The sequence below is a fragment of the Streptomyces sp. NPDC058289 genome, assembly GCF_042880975.1.
Lineage (GTDB): Bacteria > Actinomycetota > Actinomycetes > Streptomycetales > Streptomycetaceae > Streptomyces > Streptomyces stoeckheimensis.
This window is the reverse complement of record NZ_JBHVYI010000083.1, coordinates 15,471-37,478: the sequence shown is the minus strand read 5'-3', so window position 1 is coordinate 37,478 and position 22,008 is coordinate 15,471. Positions and strand designations below refer to the sequence as shown.

General features: G+C 73.0%; 18 protein-coding genes, 2 tRNA genes and 1 pseudogene. 2 read left to right on the top strand and 19 right to left on the bottom strand.

The window, feature by feature from the left end; translation table 11 throughout:
* Positions 1–124: 124 nt before the first annotated feature.
* Entirely contained in the window at positions 125–1,117 is a 993-nt protein-coding gene (gene holA, locus ACFVX6_RS31805) for a DNA polymerase III subunit delta (protein WP_389697342.1), read from the bottom strand.
* Positions 1,118–1,218: 101 nt separating this feature from the next.
* Here holA and ACFVX6_RS31800 point away from each other — a divergent pair, with 101 nt between their 5' ends.
* Complete coding sequence (locus ACFVX6_RS31800; RefSeq protein ID WP_389697338.1) at positions 1,219–1,461, top strand: hypothetical protein; 243 nt, start codon at positions 1,219–1,221, stop codon at positions 1,459–1,461.
* An 18-nt stretch (positions 1,462–1,479) separates the two neighbouring features.
* Here the strand turns inward: ACFVX6_RS31800 and ACFVX6_RS31795 are convergent, their stop codons facing one another.
* The 14 genes and pseudogenes from ACFVX6_RS31795 to ACFVX6_RS31730 all read right to left on the bottom strand — a co-directional run bounded on the left by ACFVX6_RS31795 (position 1,480) and on the right by ACFVX6_RS31730 (position 16,866).
* Entirely contained in the window at positions 1,480–2,361 is an 882-nt protein-coding gene (locus tag ACFVX6_RS31795; RefSeq protein WP_389697336.1) for a YceI family protein, read from the bottom strand.
* Positions 2,362–2,497: 136 nt separating this feature from the next.
* Positions 2,498–4,711: pseudogene (locus ACFVX6_RS31790) on the bottom strand (ComEC/Rec2 family competence protein); the annotation flags it as partial.
* A gap of 758 nt (positions 4,712–5,469) precedes the next feature.
* Positions 5,470–6,192 carry a helix-hairpin-helix domain-containing protein gene (locus ACFVX6_RS31785; RefSeq protein WP_389697334.1) on the bottom strand — a complete coding sequence of 241 codons (723 nt, stop codon included), beginning with the start codon at positions 6,190–6,192 and terminating at the stop codon, positions 5,470–5,472.
* A gap of 500 nt (positions 6,193–6,692) precedes the next feature.
* Complete coding sequence (locus tag ACFVX6_RS31780) at positions 6,693–7,538, bottom strand: DegV family protein (protein ID WP_389697332.1); 846 nt, start codon at positions 7,536–7,538, stop codon at positions 6,693–6,695.
* Positions 7,539–8,076: 538 nt separating this feature from the next.
* Positions 8,077–8,769 carry a hypothetical protein gene (locus ACFVX6_RS31775; protein ID WP_389697330.1) on the bottom strand — a complete coding sequence of 231 codons (693 nt, stop codon included), beginning with the start codon at positions 8,767–8,769 and terminating at the stop codon, positions 8,077–8,079.
* Between the two features lie 123 nt (positions 8,770–8,892).
* Positions 8,893–11,766 (bottom strand): leucine--tRNA ligase, encoded by a 2,874-nt coding sequence (gene leuS / locus ACFVX6_RS31770; RefSeq protein WP_389697328.1) that lies wholly within the window; start codon positions 11,764–11,766, stop codon positions 8,893–8,895.
* Between the two features lie 342 nt (positions 11,767–12,108).
* A tRNA-Ala gene (locus ACFVX6_RS31765) sits at positions 12,109–12,181 on the bottom strand.
* A 185-nt stretch (positions 12,182–12,366) separates the two neighbouring features.
* Entirely contained in the window at positions 12,367–12,600 is a 234-nt protein-coding gene (locus ACFVX6_RS31760) for a hypothetical protein (protein ID WP_007264019.1), read from the bottom strand.
* A gap of 135 nt (positions 12,601–12,735) precedes the next feature.
* A tRNA-Ala gene (locus ACFVX6_RS31755) sits at positions 12,736–12,808 on the bottom strand.
* A gap of 112 nt (positions 12,809–12,920) precedes the next feature.
* Positions 12,921–13,619 carry a histidine phosphatase family protein gene (locus ACFVX6_RS31750; RefSeq protein WP_389697326.1) on the bottom strand — a complete coding sequence of 233 codons (699 nt, stop codon included), beginning with the start codon at positions 13,617–13,619 and terminating at the stop codon, positions 12,921–12,923.
* A gap of 32 nt (positions 13,620–13,651) precedes the next feature.
* Positions 13,652–14,098 carry a ribosome silencing factor gene (rsfS, locus tag ACFVX6_RS31745; RefSeq protein ID WP_384657615.1) on the bottom strand — a complete coding sequence of 149 codons (447 nt, stop codon included), beginning with the start codon at positions 14,096–14,098 and terminating at the stop codon, positions 13,652–13,654.
* A 141-nt stretch (positions 14,099–14,239) separates the two neighbouring features.
* Positions 14,240–15,985: an LCP family protein gene (locus ACFVX6_RS31740; RefSeq protein ID WP_389697324.1), complete on the bottom strand. Its 1,746-nt coding sequence runs from the start codon at positions 15,983–15,985 to the stop codon at positions 14,240–14,242.
* 24 nt (positions 15,986–16,009) lie between these two features.
* Positions 16,010–16,627, bottom strand: a complete 618-nt coding sequence (gene nadD / locus ACFVX6_RS31735) for a nicotinate-nucleotide adenylyltransferase (protein ID WP_243334788.1) — start codon at positions 16,625–16,627, stop codon at positions 16,010–16,012.
* 71 nt (positions 16,628–16,698) lie between these two features.
* On the bottom strand, positions 16,699–16,866 hold the full coding sequence (locus tag ACFVX6_RS31730) for a hypothetical protein (protein WP_389697322.1): 168 nt from the start codon (positions 16,864–16,866) through the stop codon (positions 16,699–16,701).
* A 141-nt stretch (positions 16,867–17,007) separates the two neighbouring features.
* Between ACFVX6_RS31730 and ACFVX6_RS31725 the strand changes: the two genes are divergently transcribed.
* A complete protein-coding gene (locus ACFVX6_RS31725) occupies positions 17,008–18,132 on the top strand; it encodes a M48 family metallopeptidase (protein WP_389697320.1) in 1,125 nt (374 codons plus the stop codon).
* Here the strand turns inward: ACFVX6_RS31725 and ACFVX6_RS31720 are convergent.
* The 4 genes from ACFVX6_RS31720 to ACFVX6_RS31705 all read right to left on the bottom strand — a co-directional run bounded on the left by ACFVX6_RS31720 (position 18,116) and on the right by ACFVX6_RS31705 (position 21,953).
* Positions 18,116–19,315: a hypothetical protein gene (locus ACFVX6_RS31720; protein WP_389697318.1), complete on the bottom strand. Its 1,200-nt coding sequence runs from the start codon at positions 19,313–19,315 to the stop codon at positions 18,116–18,118. The two genes, ACFVX6_RS31725 and ACFVX6_RS31720, sit on opposite strands and share 17 nt — an antisense overlap.
* A 68-nt stretch (positions 19,316–19,383) precedes the next feature.
* Positions 19,384–19,944 (bottom strand): hypothetical protein, encoded by a 561-nt coding sequence (locus ACFVX6_RS31715; RefSeq protein ID WP_389697316.1) that lies wholly within the window; start codon positions 19,942–19,944, stop codon positions 19,384–19,386.
* Positions 19,945–20,021: 77 nt separating this feature from the next.
* Positions 20,022–21,299, bottom strand: a complete 1,278-nt coding sequence (locus ACFVX6_RS31710; protein WP_389697314.1) for a glutamate-5-semialdehyde dehydrogenase — start codon at positions 21,297–21,299, stop codon at positions 20,022–20,024.
* Between the two features lie 255 nt (positions 21,300–21,554).
* Positions 21,555–21,953 (bottom strand): hypothetical protein, encoded by a 399-nt coding sequence (locus tag ACFVX6_RS31705; protein ID WP_389697340.1) that lies wholly within the window; start codon positions 21,951–21,953, stop codon positions 21,555–21,557.
* Positions 21,954–22,008 lie beyond the last annotated feature (55 nt).

Here is a 22,008-nt window from a genome sequence, read left to right as displayed (position 1 = left end):
GGTCCGGTGCGTGCTCTCGGCGCGCCGGGCGGAAGCCTGCGTACCGGACGTACTTGGCTTTCGCCCGGTGCGGCGAGAGCGCGTGCCAGACGCCGCGAGGCAGAAGGGAGTTTGACGACAGGCCCTAGCCGCGCTGGGGGCGGGCCGCCCGGGCCACCGCCACCACCGCCTTCTCCAGTGCGTACTCGGGATCGTCGCCCCCGCCCTTGACCCCCGCGTCCGCCGCGGCCACCGCGCGCAGCGCGTCCGCGACACCGTCCGCCGACCACCCCCGCATCTGCTGCCGGACCCGGTCGATCTTCCACGGCGGCATGCCGAGGTCACGCGCGAGGTCCCCGGGGCGGGCACCTCGCGGGGCCGAGGCCAGCTTTCCGATCGCCCGTACCGCCTGGGCCAGCGCGCTGGTGATCAGGACCGGAGCCACCCCGGTGGACAGGGACCAGCGCAGGGCCTCCAGGGCCTCCGCGGCGCGCCCCTCCACCGCCCGGTCGGCGACCGTGAAGCTCGAGGCCTCGGCGCGGCCGGTGTAGTAGCGGCCGACCACGGCCTCGTCGATCGTGCCCTCGACGTCCGCGCACAGCTGCGCCGCCGCGCTCGCCAGCTCCCGCAGGTCGCTGCCGATCGCGTCGACCAGCGTCTGGCAGGCCTCGGGCGTGGCCGAACGGCCCAGCGTCCGGAACTCTCCCCGTACGAACGCCATCCGGTCCGCCGGCTTCGTCATCTTCGGGCAGGCGATCTCGCGGGCACCCGCCTTGCGCGCGGCGTCCAGCAGGCCCTTGCCCTTGACGCCGCCCGCATGCAGGAGGACGAGGGCGATCTCCTCGAACGGCGCGGCGAGGTACGCCTTGACCTCCTTGACCGTGTCGGCCGAGAGGTCCTGCGCATTGCGCACGACGAGCACCTTGCGCTCCGAGAAGAGCGAGGGGCTGGTCAACTCGGCCAGGGTGCCGGGCTGGAGCTGTTCGGAGGCGAGGTCACGCACGTCCGTGTCGGCATCGGCGGCTCGCGCCGCCGTCACGACCTCCCGCACTGCGCGGTCGAGCAGCAGGTCCTCCTGCCCCACCGCGAGGGTGATCGGGGCGAGCGGATCGTCGGTGGAATTCTTCCTGGTGGCCATCGCCTCCAGCATCCCACGCCGCACTGACAGACCCTCGCGTCCCGGCCCCCCTTCCGCGGCCCCCTTCCGCAGCGCTCTCCCCCATACCCGAGAATGTCCGGGTGAACGTGCGACATGTACTGGTCCTGCCCGACCGCGACACCGCCGAGGAGGTGGCGCGGGAGGTGGTCGACCGCTTCGGACTCCCGGAGGAACCGCAGCTGGTCCGCGACGCCCTCGCCGGCGAGGACGACGCCGAGGACGCCCAGTGGCTGGTGGTCGTCGAGGACCCGCGCGAGCGGCTGGACGCCACGGCCCTGGACGAGCTCGTCGCCGAGTACGACGGCTGGCTCGAGTCCCCGTAGCGGTCGGACCCCGCCCCGTCAGGCCTTGTGCACGACCTGCATGTCCAGGGCCACTTCCACGTTCGAGCCGATCGCCGCGATCCCGTGCGCCAGGATCGACTGCCAGTTCAGCGTGAAGTCCTCGCGGTTCAGTTCGGCCGTCGCCCGGCAGGCCGCCCTCGGCTCGCCCTCCAGGCCCGTGCCCAGACCCAGGTACTGGGTGTCCAGGGTGACGGACCGGCTGACCCCGTGGAGGGTGAGGGCGCCCGCCACGGACCAGTGGCTGCCGCTGCGGTGGATGAACCGCTCGCTGTAGAACTCCACCGTCGGGTAGCGGGCCGCGTCCAGGAAGTCCGCGGAACGCAGGTGGTCGTCCCGCATCCGCAGCCCGGTGTCGATGCTCGCCGCGTCGATGATCACGCGCATGGAGGAGTCCTCCATGCGGTCGGCTATCCGCACCGCGCCGGCGAAGGTGTTGAACCGGCCGTTGATCCGGGCGAAGCCGATGTGCCGGGCCGAGAACCCGATCGACGAATGACCCGGGTCGAGCTCCCAGTGGCCCGGCTGCGGCAGCAGCGGCGGATCCACCGAGTCCAGCACGATCTCCCCGGTACCGGGCTGCGCCGGGTCCCCCACCAGCGTCGCCCCGTGGAAGGGCGCGTAACCCTCGGCCGTGACGGCCAGCCGGTACTCGCCCGCCGGCACCGCCGCCGTGAACCCGCCGTACGGGTCGGTCTCCCCGCTGACGATCCGTCGGCCTATCGGGTCGGTCACCTCGAACTTGGCCTGCCGGACCGGCTGGTGGACCGTGTCGAGCACCCGGCAGCTGAGCAGCCGCGCGGTATGAGGAAGCGTCAGTGTCGCGGATGTCTGGGGACTGGCGCTTCCCGCCGTCTCCATCCCCCGCCTGCGACTGAACATGGTTCATGCACCCCCGTGCTGTGTGGGCTTGGACCGCTCTGGCGAAAACGCATTCGATCATGCTGCCGGGTTGTGGGCAAACGGAGTGGTGACTCCTGGTATGCCCGTGCCGGATCCGTCGCCGAATGGCCGGGAAGGCCCGCAGCGCCGGGCCGCTGCCGGTGACGGCGACCGAACCGTCCTCGTCCGTGCGCAGCACGGCCGCACCCGACTCCCGCAGCCGGGCGAGCGTACCCGCCGCGGGGTGCCCGTACCGGTTCCCGGCGCCCACCGGGACGATCGCGAGGCGCGGCCGGATCCGCTCGTACAGTCCGGGATCCTGATGGGCGCTGCCGTGGTGGGCGACCTTGAGGACGTCGACCGGCCCCAGTTCCGGATGGTTCCTCAGCAGGGCCTGCTGGGAGCCCGGTTCGAGGTCGCCCAGCAGGAGCAGGGTCAGGCCCGCGCCGCGCACCAGCAGGGCCACGCTCGCGTCGTTGGGTCCCTCGGGCGGAGCGTCCCCGGCCGGCGGCCACAGCACCTGCCACTCCAGCGGCCCGGCCCGGCGCCGTTCCCCCTCCAGGGCACGGACGAGGGGAACCCCTGCGGCCGCCGCCGTCCGCCGTACGAACGCGGCCTGCCCGGGCGGTTCTTCCAGTCCGGTGACTTGCACCACACCCACCGAGCGGCCCCTGAGCACCCCCGGCAACCCGCCCACGTGGTCGGCGTGGAAGTGGGTCAGCAGGATCAGCGGCACCCGGCTCACGCCCAGCTCCCTCAGGCAGGCGTCCACCGGCCCCGGCTCGGGGCCCGCGTCCACCACCACGGCCGTCCCCGGGCCGACCGCGAGCACGGCGGCGTCCCCCTGGCCCACCGCGCACTGGGTGTAGATCCAGTCGGGCGGCGGCCAGCCTTTGACCGTACGAGTGACCAGCGGCGGCCTCAGTACGGCGAGGAGCAGCACCACGGCCAGGGCGGAGGCGAGCCATCGCCCACGGCCGAACCGCCTGCCGAGCACCACCGCCGCGAAGGTGGCCGCGGCGAGCAGCAACCCTCCGCCCACCCCGCCGGGCCAGCCCAGCTCCGCCCCGGGCAGTCCCGCACCGCCCCGGGCCACGGCGGCGATCCACCCGGCGGGCACGCCCGCACACCGGGCGAGCACCTCGGCCACCGGCCGGCACACCGGGGCCGCCGCCAGCGCGGCGAACCCCAGGACCGTGGCGGGTCCCGCCGCCAGCTCGGCCAGCAGGTTGCAGGGCACCGCCACCAGGCTCACCCGGGCCGACAGCACCGCCACGACCGGCGCGCACACCGCCTGGGCCGCCGCCGCGGCCGCGAGCGCCTCGGCCAAGCGGGGCCGCATCCCGCGCCGCTGCAGGGCCTCGCTCCATCGGGGAGCCAGCGTCAGCAGGGCCCCGGTGGCCAGGACGGAGAGGAGGAAGCCGTAGCTCCGGGCCAGCCAGGGGTCGTAGAGCACCAGCAGCAGGACGGCGGCGGCCAGCGCCGGGATCAGGGACCTGCGCCGCCCGGTGGCGATGGCCAGCAGGGTGACCGAGCCGCAGGCCGCCGCCCGCAGCACGCTGGGCTCCGGCCGGCACACCACGACGAAGGCCAGGGTCAGCGCCACCCCGCACAGGGCCGTCGCCCGCAACGAGAGCCCCAGCCGCGGCGCCAGCCCGCCCCGCTCGGCCTGCTGCGCGCGGGCCGGGGCGCCGATGAGGAGGAAGAGCACCACGGTCAGGTTGGACCCGGAGACGGCCAGCAGGTGCAGCAGATCGGTGGCGCGGAACGCGTCGTGCAGATCGGGCTCCACCCGGGAGGTGTCCCCCACCACCAGCCCGGGCAGCAGGGCCCTGGCGTCCGGGGCCAGCCCGTCGGTGACCTCGCGCAGCCCGGCCCGCAGCCGCCCGGCGATCCGCTGCACGGTGTCCGGACCGCCGGTCAACCGCGGCGGGGCGTCCCCGGCCGGCCGGAGCAGGGCGACGGCCCGCTCCCCGCCCCGCGCCGGGGCCAGCCGGGCCACCACCGCGACCCGTGTCGAGGGCTGCAACCGGGCCCACCCCGGATGCCCCGCCAGCACCCGCACCGGAGTCGACACCCGGGTCCGGGCGCCATCGGGCCCGGTCACCCGGGTCACCACCGCGTCGAGCACCACCACCGGCGGCCCGCTCCCGGTCCGGGCCGTCCGCGGATCGGAGTCCACGGTGAGATCCGCGAGCACCCGGGCATGGTCCCGGGCCAGCTCCGGGACCGGCCCGGCCCGCGCCTCGGCCCGCTGGAGCCCCGCCACCCCGGCCCCGGCGGCCGCGCAGAGCAGCGCCGCCGCCACGGCCGTCCGGAACGGCCCGGAGCGCCTCCGGCCGACCAGCATGAGCACCCCGGCCGCACCCACGCCCATCCCCGCCGCCGCGACACTCCCTCCGACGGGTACCCCCAGCCCCACGGCGGCCGCCCCCCACACGGCAAGAGCCGGCCCCACCAGCCGCAAATCCAGGGGCCCCACATCCCCCGCCCCTTGCTCCCGCCCGCCCGAACCTCCCTCACTCCCATCCGGCCCGCTCGGATCCGGCCCGCTCGGATCCCGCTCCCTCGGATCCCGCCCGCCCGAACCCTGTCCCGCAGGTTCCTGCCCGACCGCACCCCGCGCGCTAGCACCCCGCCCGCCCGACCCCGGCACGGTCCTCTCCCGCCCCGGCGGCCCCGGGTCCGCAGCCTCCCGCCCAGCCTCACCCCGCGCACTCACACCCCGCCCGGCCAGCCCCGGCACGGTCTTCTCCCGCCCCGGCGGCCCCGGGTCCGCAGCCTCCCGCCCAGCCTCACCCCGCGCACTCACACCCCGCCCGGCCGCACCCAGCGCGGCCCGCTCTCGCCCGCTCCAACCTCGCACACGCGGGCCCCGTCCGCCCGAACCTTGCCCGGCAGGCTCCTGCTCGGCCGCACCCCACGCACTCTCACCCCGCCCGGCCGTATCCCGCGCACTCGTATCCCGCGCACGCCTACCCCACCCGGCCGGACCCGGCGCAGCCCGCTCCCGCCCGGTCGCAGCCCGCTCACGAGGACCCCGCCCTGCCGGCCCGTGCTCGCTTGGGCCCCGCCCGGCCGGACCCCGCCCCGGGCCGCCGTGGCGACTCATGGCCGCACCAGCTCGCGCAGGTCGGCGAAGCGGCGCTCGCCGATCCCGTTGACCTGTCGGAGCTCCTCCACGGAGCGGAAGCCCCCGCGCACCGTGCGGAAGTCCACGATGTGCTGTGCGAGGACCGGGCCGACGCCGGGCAGGCCGTCCAGTTGCTCGGCCGTGGCCGTGCCGAGGCTCAGCGGCCCCGCCGCCGGACCTCCCCGGCCCGTCGGCGGTGGCGGGGCCGGAGCGCCCACCAGTACCTGTTCGCCGTCCATCAGGACGCGGGCCCGGTTCAGGCCGGTGGTGTCCGTCCCGGGCCGCACTCCCCCGGCGGCGACCAAGGCATCCTCCACGCGCGAGCCGGGAGGCAGCTTGCGCACCCCCGGGTCACGGACCTTGCCGCTGACGTCCACCAGGATGGGACCGGCGCCGGGGCCCGTCCGCGCCGCGGTCGGGGCCGGCAGGGCGGCCGCCGCGGGGGCCACCACGGCCGGTGCGGTCACCGGGCGGGGCCGGGACGCCCCGTACTGCTGTACGGCGAACCCGACGGCGACGATGAGCACCACCGAGACGGCTGCCACCGTGCGCGGCTCCACCCCGCAGCGGGTCTGCAGCCACACGGGCAGCCGCTCCCGCACCGCGAGCCACCGCAAAGCCCCGCCGGGCACCTCCCGACCCTCGGGCGGAGCCGCCGCCCCGCCGCCGGCCGCCGCCCCTCCCCGGGCGGCCGCCACCTCTCCTCGGGCCGCCGCCCCTCCCCGGGCAAGCACCTCGCCCCGGGCAGGCGCCTCGCTCCGGGCAGCCACCTCGCTCCGGGCAGGCTCATCCGCCCGGGCCGCCGGATCGGGCCTGACCAGTGGATCCGGCCAGGCCGCCGCCCCGCCCCCGGCCACCGCCCCGACGGAGCGGGCTCCCGGCGGTGCCACCTCCGCCGAGGTGTCCCCGGTCGGCGGCGGCGGAGCGCCCGGAGGACGGCCCGCTCCGAGCAGGGCCTCGGCCCGGCGCCGCACGACCGCGGGGTCGGGGCGTCCGGGTCGCTGTCCGCGGCGATGCCGCAGACGGCTGTCGGAGAGGCGGGAACGGCCGGGGCCACTGGTGGCGCCGGCGGGACCTGACGTGCGCGTACGAAGAGTCATGCCACGACGGTAGGGCCGAGCCGCGGCACGCGTTCGGAAGCCTCAATTCCGGTGGATGACCCGGGCGTTGTGGATATCTCCGTCACTCGATCCAGTGATCAGCGCGGGGAGACGACCGCCGCCAACAACCCCGGTCCGGTGTGTGCCCCGATCACCGCGCCGACCTCGCTGACGTGCAGCTCGACCAGCCCGGGGATGCGCTCGCGAAGCCTCTGCGCGAGCTTCTCCGCGCGTTCCGGGGCCGCGAGGTGGTGCACGGCCACGTCGACGGGGCCGGAGCCGGCACGCTCGACGGCCAGCTCCTCCAGGCGGGCTATGGCCTTGGAGGCCGTACGCACCTTCTCCAGCATCTCGATCCGCCCGCCGTCCAGCGTCAGCAGCGGCTTGACCGCGAGCGCCGAGCCGAGCAGGGCCTGCGCGGCCCCGATGCGGCCGCCGCGGCGAAGGTAGTCGAGGGTGTCGACGTAGAAGTACGCGGACATGCCGGCGGCCCGCTTCTCCGCGGCGGCGACGACTTCGTCGAGGGAACCCCCGGCTTCGGACGCCTCCGCCGCGGCCAGCGCGCAGAAGCCGAGGGCCATGGCGACCATGCCGGTGTCGACGACGCGGACGGGCACCGTGGCGCTCTTCGCGGCGAGCACGGCAGCGTCGTAGGTGCCGGAGAACTCCGCCGACAGGTGCAGGCTGACGATGCCGGTCGCACCGGCCTCCACGGCCGCCCGGTAGGCCCGGACGAAGTCCTCGGGGCTGGGGCGGGAGGTGGTGACCGAGCGGCGCTTCTGCAGGGCCAGGGCGAGGCTCCTGGCCGAGATCTCGGTGCCCTCTTCCAGGGCCTCGTCGCCGAGGACCACGGTCAGCGGGACGGAGGTGATTCCGTGCCGCGCCATGGCCGGTTGGGGCAGGTAGGCCGTGGAATCCGTGACGATCGCGACATGGCGGGACATGAGGCGGAGGTTACCGGCAGTGGGGGCGTTCCGGCAGCCCGGGTCCACCGGTGCCGCTCCGGCCACGGCTCCGGGTGGCCTCCCGCCGGGCTCCCACCCACGGTTCCGCCTGGCCCCCGCCGAGGTGCCGACGGGCCGCCGCCGAGGTTCCACCGGGCCCCCGCCAAGCCCCGGGCGGGCTATCGCCCCGGCTCCCGTCGGGCTGTCGCCCCGACTCCGGCCGGCTGCGGCGGCTGGTGTTCGGCCCTGCGGGGCGAAGTCCCCTACCCGCCCTTCCACCGTTCCCCGGGCGCTGCCCGGACCCCGGTCCTCAAACGCCGGACCGGCAGACAGGGGTCCCCGGGCTCCGCCCGAACCCCCTCGGGCTCCGCCCCGGAGCCCGCTCGCCGCCCCCGGGCGCCGCCCGGACCCGACCCTCGAACGCCGGACCGGCTGACAGGCGCCCCCGGGCGCCGCCCGGACCCCCTGGGCGCCGCCCCAGACTCCGTGCCTCCAACGCCGGCGAGGCTGAAAGTGCCGCCCCGGCCCCGGCTCCGCCTCAGGTCGTCGCTTCCGGGCGGCGGGTCTTCTGCCAGGGGTACTGGGGGGTCGGAGTGGGTTCCGAGAGGGCTGCGGGCTGGGGGGTGTTCCACGTGGGAGTCGTAGGCGGCGTGGGCGTGGAGTGGGGGAGGTCGTCGACCGAGGGGCGGGACCAGTCCCTCAGGGCGCCCGACTCGACGTCGATCTGGGCCGACAGCTGCGACAGGTCGTCTTCCGCGAAGCGCCGCGCACGGTCGCGCGCCGCCCAGCGCAGCGAGTCCGAGGCCTGCGTGATCCGCGCCGTGCGCTCCCGCAGGTCCGGCAGGACCGCCGCGATCCGCTGCCGGTCGGGCTCCGCCTCCAGGCGCTTCAGTTCGCCGTCCAGTTCGTGCCCGTGCGCACTCAGCCGCTCGAACAGCCCGATCGACTCCTTCAGCGAGGCGTCCGCCTGGACCCCGTCGTACAGCGCCTGCTGCGTCGCCCGCATCGAATTCCGCAGGTCCAGCCGCAGCGTGGCCAGCGCGCCCGGGACACCGACCTGGCCGAAGCTGCGGGCCTTCAGGGTGGTGTCCTCCACCGTGCGGCGTGCCTGGGTGATGGTCCGGTCCACGCCGCGCGCAGCGGCCTTGACCACCTTCGTCGTCACGTAGACACCGAGCCCCAGGAAGGCGAACAGCAGCACCAGGGCCACGATGATAAAAGCCGCCTCCATGAGGGTCCCTTCCCCAGCCGTTTACGTCCCTTCCACCGTAAACGCCACGGGCAGGCCGCGGGTTCCAATCGAACCCCCAACCTGCCCGTACGGGAATACCCCTAGACGCCTCGGCCCAGGGCCTCAGACGACGATGTTCACCAGCTTCGGCGCGCGCACGATCACCTTGCGGATCTCCGCCCCGCCCAGCGCCGCCACGACCGTCTCGTCGCCCAGCGCCAGCTGCTCCAGCTCGGCGTCGGAGATGGCCGGAGACACCTCCAGGCGGGCCTTGACCTTGCCCTTGACCTGAACGACGCACGTGACGCTCTCGTCCACCACGTACGCCGGGTCCGCGACCGGGAAGTCCTGGTGGACGACCGACTCGGCGTGGCCCAGCCGCTGCCACAGCTCCTCGGCGATGTGCGGCGCCAGCGGGGCCACCAGCAGCACCAGCCGCTCCGCGACCGAGCGCTCCAGCGGCCGGCCCGCCTTCGTCAGGGTGTTGTTCAGCTCGGTGATCTTCGCGATGGCGGTGTTGAACCGCAGTCCGGCCATGTCGCCGCCGACCCCGTCGATCGCCTTGTGCAGCGCGCGCAGGGTGGCCTCGTCCGGCTCCGCGTCGACGACCGTCACGGCGCCCGTCTCCTCGTCCACCACGTTGCGCCACAGGCGCTGCAGCAGCCGGTACTGGCCGACGACGGCACGGGTGTCCCAGGGACGCGAGACGTCCAGCGGGCCCATCGCCATCTCGTACAGGCGCAGGGTGTCCGCGCCGTACTCCTCGCAGATCTCGTCCGGCGTGACGGCGTTCTTCAGGGACTTGCCCATCTTGCCGTGCTCACGCTTGACCGGCTCGCCCTGGTAGAAGTAGCCGCCGTCGCGCTCCTCGACCTCGGCCGCCGGAACGTACACACCGCGCGAGTCGGTGTACGCGTACGCCTGGATCATGCCCTGGTTGAACAGCTTGTGGAACGGCTCCACCGAGGAGACGTGGCCCAGGTCGAACAGCACCTTGGACCAGAAGCGCGCGTACAGCAGGTGCAGCACCGCGTGCTCGGCGCCGCCCACGTACAGGTCGACGCCGCCGTGCGGCTGGCCCTCGCGCGGGCCCATCCAGTACTGCTCGATCTCCGGGTCGACCAGGGCCGAGCTGTTGTTCGGGTCCAGGTAGCGCAGCTCGTACCAGCAGGAGCCGGCCCAGTTCGGCATGGTGTTGGTCTCGCGCCGGAACGGGCGCACCCCGCGCCCGTCGCCCAGGTCCAGCTCGACGTTGACCCACGCCTGGTTGCGCGACAGCGGGGTCTCCGGCTGGGAGGCCGCGTCGTCGGGCTCGAAGGTGCGCGGCGAGTAGTCCTCGACCTCCGGCAGCTCCAGCGGCAGCATCGACGCGGGCAGCGGGTAGGCGACGCCGTCCTCGTCGTAGACGATCGGGAAGGGCTCGCCCCAGTAGCGCTGACGGCTGAACAGCCAGTCGCGCAGCCGGAAGTTGACGGTTCCCTCGCCGATGCCGCGCTCGGCCAGCCAGTCGGTGATCACGGCCTTGGCCTCGACCACGCCCAGGCCGTCCAGCGCGATGCCCTCGCCCGTCGAGTTGACGATCGTGCCGTCGTACGAGGAGAACGCGCCCTCCCACTCCAGCGGGTCGGCGTCACGGTCGTCCGTGGGCTGGACGACGCAGCGCATCGGCAGCTCGAAGGCGCGCGCGAACTCGAAGTCGCGGCTGTCGTGCGCCGGGACGGCCATGATCGCGCCGGTGCCGTAGCCCATCAGCACGTAGTCCGCGATGAAGACGGGCACCTGGTCGCCGCTGACCGGGTTGGTCGCGTACGCGCCGGTGAAGACACCGGTCTTGTCCTTGGCCTCGGCCTGCCGCTCGACGTCCGACTTCGCGGCGGCCTGCTTGCGGTACGAGTCCACGGCCTCGGCCGGGGTCGCGTTGCCGCCGGTCCACAGCTGGTGGGTGCCCTCGGGCCACTCCGCCGGGACGATCTTCTGGACCAGGTCGTGCTCGGGGGCCAGCACCATGTAGGTGGCACCGAACAGCGTGTCGGGGCGGGTGGTGAAGACCGTGATGGCTTCGCCGTCGCCGACCGCGAAGTCCACGCGCGCGCCCTCGCTGCGGCCGATCCAGTTGCGCTGCTGCAGCTTGATTGCCTCGGGCCAGTCCAGCGCGTCCAGGTCGTCGATCAGGCGGTCGGCGTAGGCCGTGATCCGCATGTTCCACTGGCTCAGCTTGGACTTGAAGACGGGGAAGTTGCCGCGCTCGGACCGGCCGTCGGCGGTGACTTCCTCGTTGGCCAGTACGGTACCCAGCCCGGGGCACCAGTTGACGGGCGCGTCCGAGGCGTACGCCAGCCGGTACCCGTTCAGCACGTCGGCCCGCTCGGCCGCGCTCAGCGCCGCCCAGGAGGCGCCGCCGGGCAGCTCACGGGAGCCGTCCTCGAAGGAGGCGACCAGCTCGGCGATGGGCCGGGCCTTCGCGGCGTCCGCGTCGTACCAGGAGTTGTAGATCTGCAGGAAGATCCACTGGGTCCACTTGTAGTAGTCCGGGTCGATCGTCGCGAACGACCGGCGCTTGTCGTGGCCCAGGCCCAGCCGGCGCAGCTGGACCTTCATGTTCTCGATGTTCGCCTCGGTCGACACGCGCGGGTGCGTGCCGGTCTGCACGGCGTACTGCTCGGCCGGCAGGCCGAAGGCGTCGAAGCCCAGGGTGTGCAGGACGTTGTGGCCGGTCATCCGCTGGTGGCGGGCGAAGACGTCGGTGGCGATGTACCCGAGCGGGTGGCCGACGTGCAGGCCCGCACCCGAGGGGTACGGGAACATGTCCATGATGAACTTCTTCGGGCGCGCCACCACTGCCGCGTCACCGGCCAGGTCACCGGTCGGGTTCGGGGCCTCGTACGTGCCCTGCGCGTCCCATACGTCCTGCCAGCGTGCCTCGATGTCGGCGGCCACGGCAGCCGTGTAACGGTGCGCCTCGGCCGCCTCGGGGGCCGGGGTGTTCGTCTCGCTCATGATTCCTGAAGCTCCATCGATCGTCTCTGCCGGTTCTGCTGCCCAAACGAAAAAACCCCTCGCACAGGAGGGGGCGCCGCGCCGGGGCCGACCGCTTCGTGGGGTCGGAACTGTTCAGCGCGGCTCGGTAAGCAGAAGGCGTACGGCACGCATGGCGTCAGGGTACCGCAGCGGCCCCCGGCGGTGCTCTGCGCTTCCGGCCGGTGGACGCACAACGAGAAGCGGGGGGGCGGGGGCGGGGGGGGGCGGGGTGGGACACCCGGGGGGTCCGGGGACCCCGCCCGGCCGGGGGCCGCAAAACCACACGCGCGCCACCCTCCCCGGGGCCCCGCTTCTTCACTGTGGAGCTATGGAGAATTGAACTCCAGACCTCCTGCATGCCATGCAGGCGCTCTACCAACTGAGCTATAGCCCCTCGTCTTGCCTGCCGCTCCGTGGCCCGTTTCCGGTTCCCCTTGGCGACATCCCAAACATTACACGGTGATGGCCCTGGTCCAAAAATCGGTTTCCGAGGGTCCGGGGCCATGTCCGTTTCGTGTCGGTTCGTCACATACTCTGCCGAGCCGCACGTCCCTGCGCCACACACACGCGCGAACCGCGTCACGCACGCGCGAACTGGTAGAACCGCTTCAGCGTGCAGTGCTCGTCGAGCAGCCGCCCGTAGATCGGCTCGCCCTCCAGCTCGCGGTACGTCTCGATCGGGTCGCCTTTTATGATCAGCGCCCGCGCGCATTCCTCGCACCAGTACTGGTAGTCGGGATTGACCGGCTCCATGTCCCGCACGATCGGCGTGCCGTTGTTGCACCAGTCGCACCGCCGCCGGTGTGCACCCATCCGTCAGCGACTCCCTCCCGCGTCGGGCCGTCGTGTCCCCCTCCGGCCGTCCGATTCTGCCATGCCGGTGCTCGCTCGGGCAGCTGTGGACAAAAGCAAAGATCCCGCCCCCTGTTGGGGACGGGATCTTGATTGTGGAGCTATGGAGAATTGAACTCCAGACCTCCTGCATGCCATGCAGGCGCTCTACCAACTGAGCTATAGCCCCGCTCTTCGCGACGCTCCCCCCGTTTCCGGTGTTCTGCGCTGCGAACAAGAAGAACTCTAGCCTGTGACCAGCCGGAAAGTGAAATCCGGGTGGGAGCCGCTCCGAGGTGGGCTCAGTCGTCGTCGCCGAGCACCGGTTCGGGCAGCGTGCCGGCGTTGTGTTCCATCAGCCGCCAGCCGCGCGCGCCCTCGCCCAGCACGGACCAGCAGCAGTTGGAGAGCCCGCCCAGGCCCTCCCAGTAGTACGACTCAAGACCCAGCAGGCGGCCGATCGTCGTACGGATGGTGCCGCCGTGGCTGACCACCACGAGCGTGCCGCCGGGGGGCAGCCGGTCGGCGTGTTCCAGCACCACCGGCGCGGCCCGGTCGGCGACCTCGGTCTCCAGCTCGCCACCACCGCGGCGGACCGCCTCGCCGCGCTTCCACGCCGCGTACTGGTCGCCGTACTTGTCCAGGATCTCGTCGTGCGTGAGGCCCTGCCATTCGCCGGCGTACGTCTCGCGCAGCGCCTCGTCGTGCGTCACCGCCAGACCCGTGACGTCCGCCAGCTCGGCAGCCGTGGCAGCGGCGCGCATCAGGTCCGAGGCGACGATGGCGTCGGGCTTCAGCGAGGCGAGCAGCCGGGCGGCACGGCGCGCCTGCGCCACACCGGCCTCGGTCAGCTCGATGTCCGTGGAGCCCTGGAAGCGCCGCTCCAGGTTCCAGGAGGTCTGGCCGTGCCGCCACAGGACGATCTTGCGGCTGGTCCGGCCGTTGCCGCTGGTCGTACCGCCGCCGGTCGTACCGTCGCCGGCCGTACCTGCGCGGGTCACACCCTCAGGGGTCGTGCCGTCGTGGGTCGCGCTCAGAACAGATCACCGTCCAGTTCGTCGTCGCCCTGCGCGGCGCGCAGCGCGGCGTGCTCCTCGGCCTTGCCCTTGGTGAGCTTGGCGTCCTCGGGGAGGTCGATCTCGGGGCAGTCCTTCCACAGGCGCTCCAGCGCGTAGAAGACGCGCTCCTCGCTGTGCTGCACGTGGACGACGATGTCGATGTAGTCGAGCAGGATCCAGCGCGCGTCGCGGTCGCCTTCGCGGCGCACCGGCTTGGCGCCCAGCTCCTTCTGGAGCTTCTCCTCGATCTCGTCGACGATCGACTTGACCTGGCGGTCGTTGGGAGCCGAAGCGAGCAGGAAGGCATCGGTGATCGACAGCACGTCGCTGACGTCGTACGCGATGATGTCGTGCGCGAGCCGGTCGGCCGCGGCCTGGGCGGCGGCGGTGATGAGCTCGATGGAGCGGTCCGTGGCGGTCACTGGCCATGCTTTCGGGTTGGCGGGCAGATCCTTACTAGGGTCTCATGTACCGCCGACGCCGCCCGCGCGCAGCGTGCCGCGCGGGCGGGGCCGTGTCCGAAGGGTCCTGCCGGAGTAGGTCGCAGTAGGCCTCGGAAGGGCTCAGGACGGTTTGTAATCCTTGCCCAGCGTCACCACGACGTCCGCGTTCACCGCGTTCTCGGCCTTCTTCACGGCCGTCTCGGGCAGTCCCAGCGTCTTGGCGACCTCGATCGCCTTGTCCCGCTGCGCGTCGTCCTGGTAGGTGATCTGCGACGCGGGCGCGGTCTTGTCGGCCTTGCCGCCGTCCACCAGGGTGTAGCCGCCGTTGAGCAGGGCCGCCTTCGCCGCCGTGTTCGTCTTGTCGTCGCCGGTCGCGTCCTTCAGACCGACCCGCGGCAGGGCCCCGGGCTGGGCCTCCGTGACGGAGCCGCCGAGGACCTCCTTGACCACCTTCTTGTTGGCCTCGTCCGTGAGGCCGCCGTCCGGCTTCACCCCGAGCACGTCGGTGCGGTACGCGCCCACCTTGGCGTGCTCGCCGAGCTTGGACAGCAGCGCGCCCAGCGTCTGCGCGTTCAGCGCCGGGTCCAGGATCTGGCCAGTGGTCTCCACCGTCATCGCCGCCGACTTCGGATCGCCGGGCACCTTGCGCAGCAGGCCCAGCAGGACCTTGCCGAGCCGGTCCAGCTGCTTGGCCTCCGGCTCGCCCTGCACCCGGTACGTGGCGTAGGCGACGGCCATCGCACCGCTGAGGCTCTGCTTGGGGCCCTGGCCGACGGCGGGCACCTTCGCCGCGTCGTCCGCCGGGACGGCCACGTCGGTGTCGACCTCGATGCCTCCGACCAGCTCGACGAAGTTCTCCAGGAAGGGGGTGTCCAGCCGCCAGGTGCCGCCGATGCGGGTGCCGAAGACCGAGTCGAGGGATTCCCGTACGCCCAGGCCGCCGTCCTCGACGGCCTTGCCCAGCTGTGCGGTGGTGCCGTCGTCCTTGGTGACGTTCAGCGTGTTCGGCACGAGGACGGTGGCGCCCTGCTTGGTGGTCACGTTGTCGACGAGCAGCGCCGTGGAGGTGCCGCCCTTCTTGGTGTTGTGCAGGTGCACGACGATCATGTCGCGCTTCTGCGGACCCGTGGCGGCCGCGCCGTTCGACGCCTTGCCGGGGCCTTCCAGGAACGGCAGCTTGCCCGCGTACCAGAGGTAGCCGAGGCCCGCGACGACGAAGACGGCCAGGACGACGATCAGCGCCACCACCCGGTTGCGGCCGCGCCGACGGGCCTCCTCGCGGCGCTCGGTCCGGCTCTCGGTGAAGGCGAGCCAGTCGATGACGTCCTCGGAGTCCTCGTCCGGCTGATCGATGAAGGCGAACTGCTCGGTGCGGTACGAGGTCCCCTGGCCGAGCCCGCCCTGTCCGTCCGGCCCGTCGGCCCGGCGGGGCTCCGGGACCTGCGCGGCGGCGGGACGGAACTCCGGCTCGGGCGCGGGGGCCCGCAGGGGCGCCTGCGCCGGGGCCTCGGGGGCGACCTGCTGCGGGATCCACTGCTGGGTGGCCTGGGTGTCGTACTGCTGCCCCGCCTGGGTGTCGTACCCGTACTGCGGGGTCTGGGAGGCCTGGGGGTACTGCTGCTGGGGCTGCTGCGGGTAGTACTGCGGGGCCTGCTGCTGGGGCTGCGGGGCCTGCTGCCCGCCGTACCCCTGGTAGTCGTAGCCGTAGCCCTGCTCGTACTGCTGTTGCTGCTCGTAGGGGGGCGCCGGGTCGGGGGCGGGCTGCGCGGGCACCTGGCCGTACAGCGGCCGCCCGTACACGTCGTAGCCGACGAGCTGCTGCTCCTGGCCGGCATACGGGTCGTACGGCTCGTGTCGGTCGTTCACCGCGGGGCCCCTCTCTCCGGAAGCTCAGGCTCCCCGGTACAGCTCACGCTTGTCGATGTAGCGGACCACGCCGTCGGGCACGAGGTACCAGACAGGATCCCCCTTGGCCACGCGGGCACGGCAGTCCGTGGACGAAATGGCCAGCGCCGGAACCTCGACGAGGGAGACGCCTCCCTCGGGCAGGCCGTCGTCGGTGAGCACGTGGCCCGGCCGGGTGACGCCGATGAAGTGCGCGAGGGCGAAGAGCTCCTCGGCGTTCCGCCAGGTCAGGATCTGGGCGAGGGCGTCGGCACCGGTGATGAAGAAGAGGTCGGCGTCGTCGTTGAGGGCGCTCAGGTCCCTCAGGGTGTCGATCGTGTACGTCGGGCCGCCGCGGTCGATGTCGATGCGGCTCACCGAAAACTGCGGGTTCGAGGCGGTCGCGATGACCGTCATCAGATACCGGTCCTCGGCGGACGACACGGCCCGCTGCGACTTCTGCCACGGCTCGCCGGTCGGAACGAACATCACCTCGTCGAGGTGGAACAGCGCGGCCACCTCACTGGCGGCCACCAGGTGTCCGTGGTGGATCGGGTCGAATGTCCCGCCCATCACCCCGAGCCTGCGCTTGACCGGGCCGGTCGGCATTTCCTGCTCTCCCATGAGCGCAGAGCCTACTGGCCCGGTGACGCGGCAGGGACCCGCCTACGGGCGCGTACTCGTCGTATGGCGGTTCAGCGGTCCCGGTTCATGCGCGTGGTGACCCACAGCATCAGGAAGAGGATGCCGAGGGCCGCGCCGCCGGTCAGGTACGGGTTCAGGCTGTCGTGGTTGCCGCCGTGGTGCTCGGCTCCCTCGGAGGCGAGGACGACCAGGTTGTGGGCGGTGGAGGCGAGGCTCATCAGGCAGGTACCTATCGAGTCGGGGAGCGGGCGGAGATTTCGCTCACATCGTATGCGGGGGCCTGGGGCACGCTCACGTCGACTCAGGCGTTGGAGAGGATAGACGGGCGGCCAGCCGCACACACCAACGGGGAGGGCGCTATGACGGGGACTGGATTCGAGAAGGCACCGGCGCGGGACCGCAAGAGGTTCCCCGGTATTTCCTCACGGGCGTACGAGCATCCGGCGGACCGGTCCGCGCTCGTGGCCCTGCGCAAGCTGACCGGCTTCGACACGGTCTTCAAGGCACTGAGCGGGCTGCTGCCGGAGCGCAGTCTGCGACTGCTCTTCCTGTCGGACTCCGTCCGGGTGGGCGAGACGCAGTTCCCGCACCTGCACGCGATGCTCCTGGACGCCTGCTACATCCTGGACCTGGAGAAGGTCCCGCAGATGTACGTGCAGCAGGACCCGAAGCCCAATGCCATGTGCATCGGGCTGGACGAGCCGATCATCGTGGTCACCACGGGCCTCGTCGAGCTGCTCGACGAGGAGGAGATGCGGGCGGTGGTGGGCCACGAGGTGGGCCACGCCCTGTCGGGGCACGCCGTGTACCGCACCATCCTGCTGTTCCTGACGACCCTCGCGCTCAAGGTCGCGTGGATCCCGCTGGGCAACGTGGCGATCATGGGGCTCGTGACGGCGCTGCGCGAGTGGTTCCGCAAGTCGGAGCTGTCCGCGGACCGGGCGGGGCTGCTGGTGGGACAGGACGTGCACGCCTCGATGCGCGGGCTGATGAAGCTCGCGGGCGGCAACCACCTCCACGAGATGAATGTCGACGCGTTCCTCGCCCAGGCCGAGGAGTACGAGCGGAGCGGCGATCTGCGCGACTCCGTACTGAAGATCCTCAACGTGCTGCCCCGGACGCACCCCTTCACGACGGTGCGGGCGGCCGAGCTGAAGAAGTGGTCGCAGACCCGGGACCACCAGCGGATCATGGACGGCCACTACCCGCGGCGCGAGGACGACAAGGACACCTCGGTGACCGACTCCTTCCGGCAGTCCGCCGCGCACTACGCCGACACGGTGCGCACGAGCAAGGACCCGCTGATGAAGCTGGTCGGCGACATCGCCGGCGGTACGGCGGACCTGGGCGGCAAGCTGCGGGACAGGTTCTCGGGTATGGGCGCCACGGGCACGGGCGGCAGCAGCAGCGCCGGCGGCGGCGAGGACAAGGGCACGGGCACGGGCACGGGCACGGGCAAGGACGGCGCTACGGAGCAGGGCTGACGCCCTGCCCCGGGGCGGCCGGGGACGCCGGGGTCTGTGACTGCGGCGGCTCCGGCGGCTCCGGCGCGGCCGTCGGCGCGAGCACGCCGCACAGCCCGGCCGTGCGGCGCGGACTGCCACTGGCGTACGGGTCGCTCGCGGCCGGCCCGGTGGTGGTCGGCCCGGCGCCGGCGGTCAGCGGGCGGAAGCCTCCGGCCGGGTCGGCGGAACAGTCCTGCGGGCCCGCCATGACGTAGGCCGAGACGAGCTCCGCGCGCCGGGCCGTGAGGTCGTCGCGGTCGAAGCGCATGCGCAGCTCCCGGCGGACGGTGAAGAGCGAGGCCCCGTCCGCCGCGGCCGGCTGGCCGGTGGCCGGGCGCACGGCGTAGACGAAGGTGTGGTCGGAGGTCACCTCCAGCGCGTTCGGGGCGGTCTCCGCCGCGGCGAGGACCCCGCTGACCCGGACCCGGGTGTCGGCCACCACGGCGGTCGCCGGGTCGAAGCGGACGAGCCAGCCCGTGACGGCGTGCCGCCCGTTGCCGGCCGGCACGAGCATGCTCTGGTCGAACTGCGTCAACTGGTCGGGGTCGAGCAGGACGCGCACCGGCCGGGAGGCCTCGCCGGACAGGACGTCGGGGTCCAGCGAGGACTGCACCAGGTAGTCCTTGGCGATGGTCAGAGCGGTTTGGACCTGCTCCTCGGTGAAGTGGCGGGTACGGCGCACGGCGGGAAAGGTGATCCCGGCCGCCCCGATGCGGTACTGGGCCGCCGGACTCTGCGCGTACAGGTCGGCGGGCCGGCCGCCCGGCACGGGCGCGGAGGGCGCGAGCGGGACGACGGTGCTGCTCATCGCCTCGGCCGGATCCCCGGCGGGCGGCACGTAGGGATTGCGCAGCCCCATGTAGACGGCGCCGGCGAGCGCCAGGGCGATGCACAGCACGATGATCCGGCCCTGCCGGGCCGCACCGCCGCCGGAGCCGCCGCGGGGTCCCGGATGGCCTCCGCCGGTCGACCAGATCGAGCGGCTCCGTACGGCGCGGGCGTGCTCGCCCATGCGCTCCTGTGCCGAGAACTCCTGGAGCCGGGCAGCCCGGACGAAGTCCTCGTCGAACACCACCGACCGGTACTCGTCGGCCCGGAACTCGTCGTCGGCCCCGCCGGCACCCTCGGGGGTGCCGCTCGGCGGATCTCCTGGCATGGCCATCGCTTCTCCCCGCTGTCCCCGCTCCAGAGAAGCCCCCGGCTCCGGCGATGGGGAGCGGGGTCGTACCTTCAGGGTTGGCGGCTGACGCGGTCCATAAACGCTCCGGCGCCGGTGACTTCGCCCATCGGGACGCTGGCGGGGGCCGGAGCCGGTTCCGCGTCGCTCGCCGCGCTGCGGTACACGGCGCTGAAGGCGAGCGCGATCATGCCGAGGCCCATCACGAAGGCGAGCACCCAGGCGACCGGGCGCAGCCACGGCGAGCGGCCGCGGTAGGGGCGCAGGCTGCCGCCGTAGGCCCCGTACGGGCCTTCCCCGGAGCCTGCTCCGTGGCCGTGGTCCCAGCCCGAGTCGTCGGAGTGGTAGCCGTCGGCGCCGCCGTAGGCGTACGCGTCGTAGTCCTCGTCGCCGGTCCAGCCGCCGGCGAAGGCGGCGCGGGCGGCCTCGGCCGCCTCGGCGCGCGCCCGATCGCCGGCCCGCTGGCGCTCTGCGGCGCTCGGTTCACGGATCTCGGCGTTCCGGACGAAGTCCTCGTCGAACACCACGGAGGCGAAGTCCTTGTCCGCGCCTCCGCGGTCGTCGTCGGGCTCCCCGTCGTCCGGGAACGGTTTGCCCCCCACGTCGTCCGGCACGGAACCAGCGTAGACCTGAGGAACACCTTTGGGCAGGGCGTACGCCGAAATCCGGCCACACCGTGTTCAGGCGTCGACTACCGTACGTGACCGTCGCCGGTGACGATGTACTTGGTCGAGGTGAGCTCGGGAAGTCCCATCGGGCCCCGGGCGTGCAGCTTCTGCGTGGAAATGCCGATCTCCGCGCCGAAGCCGAACTGACCACCGTCCGTGAACCGGGTGGAGGCATTCACGGCAACCGTGGTCGAGTCGACCAGCTGGGTGAAGAGGCGGGCGGCGGCCTGCGAGGTGGTGACGATCGCCTCGGTGTGGCCGGAGGTCCAGCGGCGGATGTGGGCGACGGCCTCGTCGAGGGAGTCCACGACACCGGCGGCGATGTCGTACGAGAGGTACTCGGCGGCCCAGTCCTCGTCGGTGGCGGGGAGGGCGGTGACCTTGGAGTCCTCCGCGTACGCGAGCACCCGCTCGTCGCCGTGGACGGTCACGCCTGCGTCGGCGAGGGCGTCCAGGGCGAGGGGCAGGAAGGCGTCGGCGATGTCCCGGTGGACGAGCAGGGTCTCCGCGGAGTTGCAGACCGAGGGGCGCTGGGCCTTGGAGTTGACGAGGATGTCCACGGCCATGGCCAGATCGGCCTGGGCGTCCACGTAGACGTGGCAGTTGCCGGTACCGGTCTCGATGACCGGGACGATGGATTCCTCGACGACGGTCTTGATGAGCGAGGCGCCGCCGCGCGGGATGAGGACGTCGACGAGACCGCGGGCGCGCATCAGCTCGCGGACGGAGTCGCGGGACTCGCCCGGTACGAGCTGGATGGCGTCGGCGGGGAGACCGGCCGAGACGACGGCGTCGCGCAGGATGCCGACGAGGGCGGAGTTGGAGGCGTAGGCCGAGGAGGAGCCGCGCAGGAGGACGGCGTTGCCGGACTTCAGGCACAGTGCGGCGGCGTCGACGGTGACGTTGGGACGGGCCTCGTAGATGATGCCGACGACGCCGAGCGGGACGCGGATCTGGCGCAGGTCGATCCCGTTGGGGAGGGTGGAGCCGCGGACGACCTCGCCGACGGGGTCGGGCAGGGCCGCGACGTCGCGGACGTCGGAGGCGATGGCCGCGATGCGGTCGGGGGTGAGGGTGAGACGGTCGATGACGGTCTCACTGGTCCCGGCGGCGGCCGCCTTCGCCGTGTCGACGGCGTTGGCCTCGACGATCTCGGCCGTACGGGCCTCCAGCGCGTCCGCGATGGCCAGCAGGGCCTTGTCCTTGGCGGACCGCGGGAGGGGGGCGATGGCCGCGGCGGCGGTCCGGGCGGCTTGCGCGGTGGCGATCACGGGCGAGGTCGTGGCATCGAGCGAGGTCATGCCGCCAGGGTAATCCCCGCCCACCCCCGCGCCGATGGGGTTCCACCCCGCGAGACGCCCTTCCTTCCCGACGCGAGGCTCGGGTGGGCGGGTGCGGGTGGGTCGGCCCTGCGGGGCGAGGTCCCTACCCGCCCTTCCACCGTTCCCCGGGCTCCGCCCGGATCCGGAAAGACCCTGGGGCTCCGCCCCAGACCCCGCGCCGGGACGGCAGTGGCGGCAGCACCGACCCGCCACCGCCGGACGGAGTCCCGCGCGTTAATAGGGGTGCACGCCCATGGGGTGGGCCGGGGGTGGGCCGTAGCCTTCGGCGACGCGTTGGTGGTAGGTGGCGCGGTCGATCACTTCCAGGCCGACGATCTCCCAGGGCGGGAGCTTCGCCGAGGAGCGGTGTTCCCCCCAGAGCCGCAGCGCCACGGCCGCCGCGTCGTGGAGGTCGCGAGCTTCCTCCCAGTAGCGGATCTCCGCGTGGTCGTCGGCGTAGCGGCTGGTCAGCAGGAAGGGGTGGTCATGGGCGAGCTGCTCCAGCCCACGGCGTACGTCACACAGCGGCGCGGGCTTCCCGGAGACGCTCAGGGTGATGTGCCAGAGGCGGGAGGCGTCCCGGTCCTCGCCGCTCCCGCCGACGTCACCGTCCCCGGTGCCGACGCTGGTCAGCGCTCGTCTCACCAGCCGCCTCCTTGTCCTGCGCTACGCGTGTCCGCCCCTCACA

Coding starts and splice junctions, on each gene's coding strand:
- ACFVX6_RS31725 (WP_389697320.1), top strand. CDS start 17,008: ATGACGGGGACTGGATTCGAGAAGGCACCGGCGCGGGACCGCAAGAGG.
- ACFVX6_RS31720 (WP_389697318.1), bottom strand. CDS start 19,315: ATGGCCATGCCAGGAGATCCGCCGAGCGGCACCCCCGAGGGTGCCGGC.
- ACFVX6_RS31730 (WP_389697322.1), bottom strand. CDS start 16,866: ATGAGCCTCGCCTCCACCGCCCACAACCTGGTCGTCCTCGCCTCCGAG.
- nadD (WP_243334788.1), bottom strand. CDS start 16,627: ATGGGAGAGCAGGAAATGCCGACCGGCCCGGTCAAGCGCAGGCTCGGG.
- ACFVX6_RS31795 (WP_389697336.1), bottom strand. CDS start 2,361: ATGTTCAGTCGCAGGCGGGGGATGGAGACGGCGGGAAGCGCCAGTCCC.
- leuS (WP_389697328.1), bottom strand. CDS start 11,766: ATGAGCGAGACGAACACCCCGGCCCCCGAGGCGGCCGAGGCGCACCGT.
- ACFVX6_RS31760 (WP_007264019.1), bottom strand. CDS start 12,600: ATGGGTGCACACCGGCGGCGGTGCGACTGGTGCAACAACGGCACGCCG.
- ACFVX6_RS31775 (WP_389697330.1), bottom strand. CDS start 8,769: ATGGAGGCGGCTTTTATCATCGTGGCCCTGGTGCTGCTGTTCGCCTTC.
- ACFVX6_RS31710 (WP_389697314.1), bottom strand. CDS start 21,299: ATGACCTCGCTCGATGCCACGACCTCGCCCGTGATCGCCACCGCGCAA.
- holA (WP_389697342.1), bottom strand. CDS start 1,117: ATGGCCACCAGGAAGAATTCCACCGACGATCCGCTCGCCCCGATCACC.
- ACFVX6_RS31780 (WP_389697332.1), bottom strand. CDS start 7,538: ATGTCCCGCCATGTCGCGATCGTCACGGATTCCACGGCCTACCTGCCC.